Annotated in this window: 13 protein-coding genes; 8 read left to right on the forward strand and 5 right to left on the reverse strand. The window is 47.3% G+C overall.

Translation table 11 applies throughout. The features are described from left to right. Window positions 1-15: 15 nt before the first annotated feature. The gene (def, locus tag EMM73_RS04995; protein WP_127685355.1) at window positions 16-522 is read right to left on the reverse strand and encodes a peptide deformylase; all 507 of its coding nucleotides are present in this window, start codon (window positions 520-522) and stop codon (window positions 16-18) included. A gap of 121 nt (window positions 523-643) precedes the next feature. Between def and EMM73_RS05000 the strand changes: the two genes are divergently transcribed. The 4 genes from EMM73_RS05000 to EMM73_RS05015 all read left to right on the forward strand — a co-directional run bounded on the left by EMM73_RS05000 (window position 644) and on the right by EMM73_RS05015 (window position 3,964). Then, on the forward strand, window positions 644-1,756 hold the full coding sequence (locus EMM73_RS05000; RefSeq protein WP_127685356.1) for a peptidoglycan-binding protein: 1,113 nt from the start codon (window positions 644-646) through the stop codon (window positions 1,754-1,756). A 22-nt stretch (window positions 1,757-1,778) separates the two neighbouring features. Then, window positions 1,779-2,870 carry a DNA-processing protein DprA gene (gene dprA, locus EMM73_RS05005; protein ID WP_127685357.1) on the forward strand — a complete coding sequence of 364 codons (1,092 nt, stop codon included), beginning with the start codon at window positions 1,779-1,781 and terminating at the stop codon, window positions 2,868-2,870. Window positions 2,871-2,872: 2 nt separating this feature from the next. Continuing rightward, window positions 2,873-3,346, forward strand: a complete 474-nt coding sequence (locus EMM73_RS05010) for a DUF494 family protein (RefSeq protein ID WP_046519776.1) — start codon at window positions 2,873-2,875, stop codon at window positions 3,344-3,346. A gap of 72 nt (window positions 3,347-3,418) precedes the next feature. After that, window positions 3,419-3,964, forward strand: coding sequence for a DNA topoisomerase family protein (locus EMM73_RS05015; protein ID WP_127685358.1), 546 nt, complete (start codon window positions 3,419-3,421; stop codon window positions 3,962-3,964). Between the two features lie 69 nt (window positions 3,965-4,033). On the opposite strand, the gene EMM73_RS05020 is transcribed toward EMM73_RS05015, so the two are convergent. Together EMM73_RS05020 and purE are read right to left on the reverse strand one after the other, a co-directional pair. Next, a complete protein-coding gene (locus EMM73_RS05020) occupies window positions 4,034-5,185 on the reverse strand; it encodes a 5-(carboxyamino)imidazole ribonucleotide synthase (RefSeq protein ID WP_127685359.1) in 1,152 nt (383 codons plus the stop codon). Window positions 5,186-5,188: 3 nt separating this feature from the next. Beyond that, window positions 5,189-5,674 carry a 5-(carboxyamino)imidazole ribonucleotide mutase gene (gene purE / locus EMM73_RS05025; protein WP_127685360.1) on the reverse strand — a complete coding sequence of 162 codons (486 nt, stop codon included), beginning with the start codon at window positions 5,672-5,674 and terminating at the stop codon, window positions 5,189-5,191. Window positions 5,675-5,819: 145 nt separating this feature from the next. Between purE and EMM73_RS05030 the strand changes: the two genes are divergently transcribed. Further along, on the forward strand, window positions 5,820-6,401 hold the full coding sequence (locus tag EMM73_RS05030) for a Sua5/YciO/YrdC/YwlC family protein (protein ID WP_127685361.1): 582 nt from the start codon (window positions 5,820-5,822) through the stop codon (window positions 6,399-6,401). A gap of 29 nt (window positions 6,402-6,430) precedes the next feature. Continuing rightward, on the forward strand, window positions 6,431-7,351 hold the full coding sequence (gene hemF / locus EMM73_RS05035) for an oxygen-dependent coproporphyrinogen oxidase (protein WP_127685362.1): 921 nt from the start codon (window positions 6,431-6,433) through the stop codon (window positions 7,349-7,351). Between the two features lie 30 nt (window positions 7,352-7,381). Here the strand turns inward: hemF and EMM73_RS05040 are convergent, their stop codons facing one another. Continuing rightward, complete coding sequence (locus EMM73_RS05040) at window positions 7,382-7,822, reverse strand: group II truncated hemoglobin (RefSeq protein ID WP_127685363.1); 441 nt, start codon at window positions 7,820-7,822, stop codon at window positions 7,382-7,384. Between the two features lie 9 nt (window positions 7,823-7,831). Between EMM73_RS05040 and aroE the strand changes: the two genes are divergently transcribed. Then, window positions 7,832-8,647 carry a shikimate dehydrogenase gene (gene aroE, locus EMM73_RS05045; RefSeq protein WP_127685364.1) on the forward strand — a complete coding sequence of 272 codons (816 nt, stop codon included), beginning with the start codon at window positions 7,832-7,834 and terminating at the stop codon, window positions 8,645-8,647. Beyond that, window positions 8,644-8,892: a DUF1488 domain-containing protein gene (locus tag EMM73_RS05050; protein ID WP_127685365.1), complete on the forward strand. Its 249-nt coding sequence runs from the start codon at window positions 8,644-8,646 to the stop codon at window positions 8,890-8,892. Before aroE ends, EMM73_RS05050 begins: the two co-directional genes overlap by 4 nt. On the opposite strand, the gene EMM73_RS05055 is transcribed toward EMM73_RS05050, so the two are convergent. Continuing rightward, a complete protein-coding gene (locus EMM73_RS05055) occupies window positions 8,884-9,423 on the reverse strand; it encodes a gamma carbonic anhydrase family protein (protein ID WP_127685366.1) in 540 nt (179 codons plus the stop codon). The two genes, EMM73_RS05050 and EMM73_RS05055, sit on opposite strands and share 9 nt — an antisense overlap. Window positions 9,424-9,574 lie beyond the last annotated feature (151 nt).

The following is a 9,574-nucleotide window of genomic DNA, read 5'->3' on the forward strand; positions in this document are numbered from 1 at the left end:
ATAGTTCCTGCTAGGTTAACGGGCTGCGAGGCGAGCTTCTTTTTCCAGCTTTTTCTTAATACGGTCACGTTTTAACGGTGACAAATAATCGATAAATAACTTGCCCATTAAATGGTCGAGCTCGTGCTGTAAACAAATCGCTAGTAAACCTTCGGCCTGAAGTTCAAACCACTCGCCTTTGGTGTTTTGCGCTTTGACGGTCACAGCTGCAGCGCGCTCTACTTTGGCGTAGCTTTGCGGCACGGACAAACAGCCTTCTTCGTATTCAGTGTCACCACTTTTGGCAATGATTTCCGGATTGATAAAAATCATCGGCTCGTCGCGGTTTTCTGAGATATCGATCACGACAACGCGCTTATGCACATTGACCTGGGTGGCGGCTAAACCTATACCATTTTCGTCATACATGGTTTCCAGCATATCTGCTGTCAGTTGCTTTATTTCGGCCGTCACTTCAGGCACAGCAGCGGCTACTGTGCGTAAACGGTCGTCTGGATAATGTAAAACTGTTAATACTGTCATGGAACCTACAAAAGTCGTCTATGTTCAATTGGCTGTGCTATGGTCTAATTTTAGCCATTTATACACAGTATGAATAGCTTAGTGTGCAAGAATTACTGCAAGTACAGAAGGGGATGGTGTTATGCGACAGCAGCTTCTTACTATTTTAGTCAACTTCTCTATGTTTTTCAGTACTATTCTGCTGGCTGACGAGCTGAAACTTAAGGCTGATGCGTCTACCTTGTATCAAGTCCAGCCTGCTGGCACTGCTGGTCTGCATTTGCAACACCTCTGGTGGCCAGGCTTATGGGAGCTAAACCCACAAGTGAGTAACCCTCCTCTGATTTACCAGGGTGGTCAGCCGACACTGGGGTTAACTAGTCAAAGAGTAGCTGTCAGTTCCGCAGGTTCAGCTCAGGTGCCAGGCCATTCCGCAGGTTCAGACAGCATCAAATTAACACCTCAAATCCGCCGTATCGCAAAAGCTGATAAAGCATTGCCTGCAATAGCGCTTGCTGATATCGAGCCTTTCTTATCGGAAGGGCAGTTGTTCTCTGAACAACAACTCGAAAACCTGCCTTATGTGCTGGGTGGACCGCAGAATGTGAAAAATGCCGTATCTGGTCATGTGCTTTATGTTAAGGGAGCGCTAGATCAAACTCAGCGTTATGGCATTTATCGGCAAGGAGCAGCTTATAAAGACCCACAAAGTGGCGTTCTGATGGGTTATGAAGCGGTATTGCTGGCGGAAGTTAAAGTGTTATCGCCTGTTGTTGCAGGCGAACAACAAGTCAGTCGGATTGAAGTGCAAAAATCCAGACGGGAAGTAAGGCAAGGTGATCGCTTATTGCCTATGCCGCAGCAGTCGTTGTATCCGGAATTCTTTCAACTGCACTTGCCAGAAGTTTTGGTGTCTGGTGTGATAGTGGATAGCTTATCCCAGAGGCGTGAGTTTGCCAAAGGCGAAATCGTACTGCTGAATCAAGGCCAGAACGCTCAGCTGCAACCTGGTCACTTGCTGGGAATATTTCGCCAATCACCTTCAGCTGTCGATTTTGGTAATAAACCTCCGTATCCGGAAGATAGCGACAAGCAGCAGAGAGTTTTACATGATATGGTCGGTTCTGCTGATGCAATGTCTACCGAATTAGTGGGACAGCTGATGATTGTCAAAGTGGACGAATTCAGCTGTTTCGCTATGATTTTACGTACAGAGCAGTCTGTTAGGGTCGGTGATTTAATAGGTAATCTCTGATGTTCTGATAAAGGAGAGGAAGATGGACGACCTCGAGCATTGGATCCGCTTAGCCGCTATTCCGTCAATGGACAGGCTAAAGCATCAGCAATGGGTGGAGCTGGTTTCGAGCGCAGATTTTCATCAACTGGATGATTACCAGCTGCAGCAGCTGGGTTTTACCCTTGGCCAAATCCAGTGTCACAGAGCCATCACGCCGCAGCGTATTGAGCATTGCCTGCAGTGGTTACAAATTAGCCCCGATCATCATTTTATCCGCTACACAGACCCGCTTTACCCTGAATTACTCAGCCAGATTAAACAGCCGCCTTTTGCTTTGTTTATTAAAGGTAACCCGGCTTTGTTAAATGAAGCGCAGATTGCAATAGTGGGTAGTCGTCAGCCCACAGCAACAGGCAAACAAGTGGCTTTTAATTTTGCCGCCGATTTATGCCGTTTGGGTTTAACCATCACCAGCGGTATGGCCAAAGGCATAGATGGCTGCAGTCACAGAGGTGCTTTGTCAGTGCGGGGCAACACTATAGCTGTGCTTGGCCATGGTTTTGATACTGTGTATCCGGCGCAGCATAAAGAGTTGGCAGCAGAAATTGCCAGCAGCGGCGCTTTGGTGTCGGAGTTTTTACCTGATGTACAGCCTAAAGCTGACCATTTCCCGCTGCGCAATCGTATAGTGGTAGGCTTAAGCTTAGGAACTTTAGTGGTAGAGGCTGCGCTAAAAAGTGGTTCGCTGATTAGCGCAGGGTATGCCGCTGAGTACAGCAGGGAGCTGTTTGTGATCCCTGGTTCTATCTACAATCCGCAGGCGGCAGGCTGTCATCAGCTGATCCAGCAAGGTGCTAAATTAACCACTTGTGTCGCCGATATCATAGAAGAATGGAGCTTTTTGCAAAATAACAGTCTAAGTACTGTGAAGGACAAAGAAAAAAATTTACAAACGGGCTTGTTTGACGACAGCTTGTTGGCTAACGTAGGTGATGAGTCCACTGCGATTGATGTGATAGCAGAACGTAGTGGTTTATCTGTAGCGCAAGTCTCAATTGAATTGCTTCAACTGGAATTGGCCGGTGAAGTGGCAGCAGTACCTGGTGGTTACATCAGAGTGAGGAGGGCCTGACTATGTTTGATATCCTCATATATTTGTTCGAAAACTATATCCACAACGAGTCAGAAATTTATGTGAATCATGCCGATCTGCAGCGTGAGCTCAGCAAAGCTGGTTTCCATGATGATGATATTTTTAAGGCCCTGCGTTGGCTGGATTCGTTATCTGCCTTGCAGGAAAGTCATGTTAAGCCCTATTTAACCAAAGTGAATTCGACCGCAGTGCGTATTTATACTGTGGAAGAGCAACGTAAGCTGGAGACTGAGTGTCAGGGTTTCCTGCTGTTTCTGGAACAAATCAACGTGCTGGATGCGCCCACCCGCGAGATGGTATTGGACAGAGTGATGGACCTGGATCAGAGTTCTGTTAGCCTGGACGATTTAAAATGGGTGGTGTTGATGGTGCTGTTTAATGTGCCTGGTCGTGAAAATGCTTATGCCCAGATGGAAGACCTTATTTTTGACGAACCTACAGGGCCGCTGCATTAAGCGGCCTTTTTCGTTGTAAGCCTCTATTACTTTGGGTATATAATCGCGGCTGTTTTCTTCTATGGCCTTTGTATGTCCCAGTCTGACGATACACTTTTTCAACACGAAAAAACCGCAGAGCCTTGTCCTCTGTGTGGCCATACTTTGCAGATTAAAAGTGGCAAAAATGGACCTTTTTTAGGCTGTAGCAACTATCCGGTCTGCAATTACCTGAAAGCGCTGCATCCGCATGAAAATACAGTGGTAAAGGTGTTAGAGCACCAACTTTGTCCAGAATGCGGCAACGAGTTGGCGGTCAAAAATGGTCGCTATGGCATGTTTATTGGTTGTAGCAACTATCCACATTGTCATTTTATAGTGCACGCCGATGAACCTGAACCCAGTGATGTAACTTGTCCTGAGTGCAAAAAGGGTCAGTTGCTGGAGCGTACCAGTAAATATGGTAAAGCCTTTTATGGCTGCAGCAGATATCCGGACTGCAAATACCTGCTGAATTTTAAGCCGGTCGAAGGGCAGTGCCAGTTCTGCAATTATCCATTGTTGATGGAAAAACCTTCGGCTTCTGGTATGAAGTTACTCTGCGCCAGTAAGAAATGTCAGAAAGTGCAGGGCAGTTAAAGTGCAGTACCAGCATTGATGGCAAACAAAAAAGGCCCACAAGGGCCTTTTTTGTTAACAGCAGATTTGTTATTGCAGTTGTTTCAAGCGTACCGCTACTAAATCCAACTCAGGAAACTCATCTTCCGGTAAGTGTTGACGCAGCACATCAAAACGTTGTGCCAGTTCGCTGGTGCTGATGGCGCTTAAATTGATATGGCCCATCTTGCGACCCGGTCTTTTGCCTTTGCCGTACCAGTGCAAATGGCAGCTTGGTAAGCTTAATACTGCAGGGCTGACATGATCTTCACCCAGAATATTCACCATCAAAGTGGGGCGTACTAAAGCTGTGCTACCAAGTGGCAAACCACAAACAGCCCTTAGGTGGTTTTCAAACTGACAGGTGTCGGCACCTTGCTGGGTCCAGTGCCCTGAGTTATGCACCCGCGGTGCTATTTCATTCACCAGCAGTTGGTTGCCCACCTGAAAAAACTCCAGAGCCAATACACCGACATAATCTAAAGCAGTTGCTACAGCTTCAAACATCTGCTTGGCTTGTTGCTGCAATTCCTGCTGACCAGGTAAGGCCAGAGATACCGCCAGTACACCAGCAACATGATGATTTTCTGTCAGAGGGTAGACCACCATTTCGCCAGCCTGATTACGGGCTCCAACTAAACTGACTTCACGGTCAAAACGGACAAACTGCTCGGCCACTATAGCTTGAGGTAAAGTATGGTCGGCGCCTGCCATAAACTGTTCAATATCAGCCCACACCGCTTGCGAGTCAGCCTGAGTTTTTAAGCGCCATTGGCCTTTGCCGTCATAACCTGCCAAAGCGCTTTTCAGCACTAGTGGTAAACCCAGCTGTTCAATCGCCTGATAAAAATCCTGTTCAGTCACGACAATTTTATAAGCAGCGTTGGTCACGCCCGCTTTATCCAGCAGTTGTTTTTCCTGACGGCGATCGCCACCTGCTTTTATTGCCGTGCTGTTGGGTAAAAACTTACCGCTTTGCTGACACAGCTCCTGCACCGGATAGGGGATATGCTCAAACTCTGAGGTGATCACATCGGCATTGGCGATAGCTTGTGCCAGACCTGTGCCCAGTTGTTGCTGAGTGACAGGGTCAACAATAGTGTCGCTGTTCACATCATAAGCAGAGACTTTTAAATTCAGTGGAGTACCTGCCAGACTCATCATACGAGCCAGTTGACCAGCACCTAAAACCAGAACCTTCATCAATTATTCCTCGGCTGGATTCGGGTGAGCCAATACAGAGTCAGTTTGTTCTTTACGGAAGGCATCAATTTTGCTCATCAGCTCTGCATCTGAGGTCGCCAGAATTTGTGCTGCTAACAAGCCAGCATTGGCTGCACCTGCATCACCAATAGCAAGAGTACCTACAGCAACCCCTTTTGGCATTTGTACTATAGATAATAAGGAGTCCAAACCTTTTAAGGCTTTAGATTGCACTGGCACACCTAATACCGGCAGGCTGGTAAACGCCGCCGCCATACCTGGTAAATGCGCTGCACCACCTGCACCGGCAATAATGACTTTCAAACCACGAGCTGCGGCATTGGTCGCGTAGTCGGCTAAAAGTTGAGGAGTTCTGTGAGCTGAAACAACGGTAGTTTCATAGGCAATTTGAAAACGATCTAACATATCGGCCGCGTTTTTCATTGTGGGCCAATCAGATTTAGACCCCATGATAATACCTACTTTCATCGTTGTTTCCTTAAAGCTGCAAAGAACTGGCATAATAAGGCCGCTATTATATACGCAAAGTAATTGAAGCTGTAGCTTCAGGGAAGACTCTGGCCTCGACCAGAACCATTTTTGACGAAAAACCCTAGATACAGGACTCAGAAAAATGACAGATATCTCGTCTGCCGTTAAGGCCCTGCAGCAAGGCTTGGTCATTGCCTACCCAACCGAAGCTGTGTTTGGTGTCGGTTGCGACCCGGATAATAGTTTGGCCATCGAAAGCTTGTTGCAGGTCAAACAAAGGCCAAAATCCAAGGGCTTAATCTTAATAGCTGCAGACTTTTCCCAGTTGATTCCTTATATTGCAGCCGACACACTCAGTGCAGAACAAACTCAGCTGATGTTGGACTCATGGCGCGACAGTGCAGGTGTCAAAGATAAAGCTGCTGTGACTTGGGTCGTACCAGCGTCAACTCGCTGCAGTGACTGGCTGACAGGTCAGTTTGATTCCATTGCGATTCGGGTTTGTGATCACCCTATGGTGCAGCAGTTATGTTTGGCTTTTGGTAAACCTATTACATCCACCAGTGCGAATTTATCTGGCCTTGAGCCCTGTCGCAGCACAGCCGAAGTTCAGCAGCAACTGGCGGGTCAAGTGGCTGTCATAGTCGATGCTCCCACAGGTGGGCGTGCTGTGCCGTCAGAAATACGAGATATTAGTACAGGCCATATTTATCGCGCGGGTTAATAGCCGCCTGCGAATCAAGAGATAAGCAAATGCAAAACGTCGATAAACATCAGGTAAAAGCTTTTCTAATGGCACTGCAGGACAGCATTTGTGCTGAGCTCGCCGCTGCTGATGGCGCTGCAGACTTTGCAGAAGAAAGCTGGGACAGAGCCGAAGGCGGTGGTGGTCGTAGCCGTGTACTGACTCAGGGTGCTGTATTTGAGCAAGCTGGTGTGAATTTCTCTCATGTGTTTGGCGACAAGATGCCTGCTTCAGCCACAGCGCACCGGCCTGAATTGGCAGGGCGTAAGTTTGAAGCTATGGGCGTGTCTTTAGTGATCCATCCACTGAATCCACATATCCCGACCAGTCACGCCAATGTACGGTTTTTTATCGCCGAAAAAGAAGGTGAAGCACCGGTCTGGTGGTTCGGTGGCGGTTTTGATTTAACACCTTTTTATCCGGTTGAAGCGGATGTGGTGCATTGGCATCAGGTGGCCAAAGACTGTTGCGATGGTTTTGACGCCACTTATTACCCTAAATACAAAAAATGGTGCGATGAATATTTCTACTTAAAGCACCGCAACGAAACCCGTGGTGTAGGTGGTTTGTTTTTTGATGATTTAAACGAGCCGGGTTTTGAGCAGAGTTTTGCTTTTATGTCTGCAGTAGGTGAAGCCTTTACTAAGGCTTACGTGCCTATAGTGCAGCGTAATAAAAACAAAGCCTATTCGGAAGCAGAGCGCCAGTTCCAATTGTATCGCCGTGGCCGTTATGTCGAGTTTAATCTGGTGTTTGACCGCGGTACTTTATTTGGTTTGCAAAGTGGCGGTCGCACCGAATCTATTTTGATGTCGATGCCACCTTTAGTGCGCTGGCAATATGGTTATCAGCCTGAAGCCGGAAGTGCAGAAGCGAAATTATATCAGCGTTATCTGCAACCACAAGATTGGTTAGGTCTTAATCATTAACTAGAGGCGCTGCACTGCGCCTCTTTCTTTTTATCTGTTGATCATATGGCTAGCAAGTTGCGCCAGCGAATGACTTAAGCCCTGGCGCAACAACTTGTCTTCTACCACTTCAGCCAAAGCTTTATCCATACAAAACATCCACTGATCACGCATCTGCTGATCCACAGCAAAAGGCATATGGCGCATCCGCAAACGTGGATGACCGTATTTTTCTTCAAACAAAGATGGGCCACCCAACCAGCCGGATAAAAACTCAAAAAACTTTTGCCTTATCGTATCCAGAGGCAGAGGATGAATAGCATACAATTCAGCGGCTTCTGGTGCTGTCGACATAATGTCGTAGAATCTGTCGGCCAGACGCCGTGTTGCTGCTTCGCCGCCAATCAGCTCGTAAGGCGTGGTCGCCGGAGTCGGATGTGGCTTGCTATTTGGCTGGCTTTTATTAAAAATCGCGTCAAACAACTTTTTCATGGTGAACCTGTGGACCGTTACGCTGTATTTGGAAATCCTGTTGGGCACTCAAAATCGCCGCTGATCCATAGCTGGTTTGCCAAACAAACCGCACAAGCTTTGAGTTACGAGGCCATTTTAGCACCGGTCGACGCCTTTGCCGACAGCTGGTTTAGCTTTGTCGCTGCGGGAGGCAGGGGTGGCAATGTCACAGTGCCTTTCAAAGAGCAGGCTTATCAGTTGGCTGAACAACTCAGTGAACGAGCTTTGCAGGCTGGTGCGGTCAACACTCTTTATATAGATAAAGCCGGTGTACTTTGTGGTGATAACACCGATGGTTTAGGTTTAGTCACCGATTTAACCCGGCTAGGCGCAGAGCTTCAGGATGCTTTCATATTGGTATTAGGTGCTGGTGGAGCTTGTCGTGGTGTAGTCGGGCCTTTATTGGCTGCTGGTGTAAAGCACATCCATATAGCCAACAGAACTGCAGCTAAAGCTGAAGCCATAGCCGCGCTGTTTGATGGCAGAGTCACAGCATCAGGTTATGAGCAAGTTCCTCCTGAAAAATGGAGCCTGGTGATCAATGCCACTTCAAGCGGGCTTGACCAGCAAAGACCGCCGTTAGCAGAACAAAATCTTAAGCACTGCACCTTGGCCTACGATATGTTGTATGGCAAAGAGCCGACTGCTTTTCTGGTCTGGTGTCAGCAACAAGGTGTGCCTCAGTGCGCTGATGGTCTAGGTATGTTAGTCAGTCAGGCCGCTGAAAGTTTTGCGATATGGCGTGGCGTAAAACCTGATGTCACGCCAGTACTACAACAACTGACGGCTATGGTGAAAGCATGAACCAGCAACTGATTTTTAATCATGACTTCGTTTTTGATGAAAACACAGATTCAGTCAGTTGTAGTTGTTTAGCTGCAGGCATGCGGTTACGTATTTATATAAAGAAGCCACAAGGCTGGGATAACCAAAGCTGGCTGGAGCAAATAAAAGAAGACTGCTTTTATTGGGAAGAACAAATAGAAGAAGCGGCCAAAGCAGACCGCTTTAATGAGGATGGCGTTTTGTATCTGGATGGCTCAGCTTAACGGCTCGGCCAGATACTCATCTTTTAATACCACATAGTTAATAGCAGACTGAGTCAGAAAACTACGTTCTGCTTCATTCAGCGGCCTGGCTTGTTTCACCGGGCTGCCTACATAGAGATAACCAGACTCTAATCTTTTGCCAGGTGGTACCAAACTACCAGCACCAATAATGACATCGTCTTCTACTATCACGTCGTCCATTACTATAGCGCCCATACCTACCAGAATACGGTTTCCCAACTGGCAGCCGTGCAACATCACTTTATGTCCGACTGTGACATCGTCTCCTATAAGAAGAGGAGAACCGCCCGGGTTCTTTGTGGTTGGTCGCGATACATGCAGTACAGAACCATCCTGCACATTAGTACGCTCACCAATACGGATAATGTTCACATCACCCCGTGCTGCTACTAAGGGCCAGATACTGCTATGAAGGCCAATTTGAATATCGCCAACTAAAACAGACGATGGATGCACATAAACCCCGTCAGCAAGCTGTGGAGTTTTACCTTTATATGAAGTTAATGACATAAGAATTTCCTCTGCTGCTGCAGGAGTATGCGACAAATGTTGAAAAAAAGCACGGTTCGATTGAATTTCAGGCTGTCGCACTCAAAAGTGCAAGTTTTCTTAAAAAGAGTATTGCACGCAGCCAAAAACTCCCTATAATGCGCGCCATGCC

Source organism: Rheinheimera sediminis, assembly GCF_004005375.1.
GTDB lineage: Bacteria > Pseudomonadota > Gammaproteobacteria > Enterobacterales > Alteromonadaceae > Pararheinheimera.

What these genes read in the sequence shown, in the direction of transcription:
- def (WP_127685355.1), bottom strand. Translation starts at nt 522, where the DNA reads ATGACAGTATTAACAGTTTTACATTATCCAGACGACCGTTTACGCACA.
- EMM73_RS05000 (WP_127685356.1), top strand. Translation starts at nt 644, where the DNA reads ATGCGACAGCAGCTTCTTACTATTTTAGTCAACTTCTCTATGTTTTTC.
- dprA (WP_127685357.1), top strand. Translation starts at nt 1,779, where the DNA reads ATGGACGACCTCGAGCATTGGATCCGCTTAGCCGCTATTCCGTCAATG.
- EMM73_RS05010 (WP_046519776.1), top strand. Translation starts at nt 2,873, where the DNA reads ATGTTTGATATCCTCATATATTTGTTCGAAAACTATATCCACAACGAG.
- EMM73_RS05015 (WP_127685358.1), top strand. Translation starts at nt 3,419, where the DNA reads ATGTCCCAGTCTGACGATACACTTTTTCAACACGAAAAAACCGCAGAG.
- EMM73_RS05020 (WP_127685359.1), bottom strand. Translation starts at nt 5,185, where the DNA reads ATGAAGGTTCTGGTTTTAGGTGCTGGTCAACTGGCTCGTATGATGAGT.
- purE (WP_127685360.1), bottom strand. Translation starts at nt 5,674, where the DNA reads ATGAAAGTAGGTATTATCATGGGGTCTAAATCTGATTGGCCCACAATG.
- EMM73_RS05030 (WP_127685361.1), top strand. Translation starts at nt 5,820, where the DNA reads ATGACAGATATCTCGTCTGCCGTTAAGGCCCTGCAGCAAGGCTTGGTC.
- hemF (WP_127685362.1), top strand. Translation starts at nt 6,431, where the DNA reads ATGCAAAACGTCGATAAACATCAGGTAAAAGCTTTTCTAATGGCACTG.
- EMM73_RS05040 (WP_127685363.1), bottom strand. Translation starts at nt 7,822, where the DNA reads ATGAAAAAGTTGTTTGACGCGATTTTTAATAAAAGCCAGCCAAATAGC.
- EMM73_RS05050 (WP_127685365.1), top strand. Translation starts at nt 8,644, where the DNA reads ATGAACCAGCAACTGATTTTTAATCATGACTTCGTTTTTGATGAAAAC.
- EMM73_RS05055 (WP_127685366.1), bottom strand. Translation starts at nt 9,423, where the DNA reads ATGTCATTAACTTCATATAAAGGTAAAACTCCACAGCTTGCTGACGGG.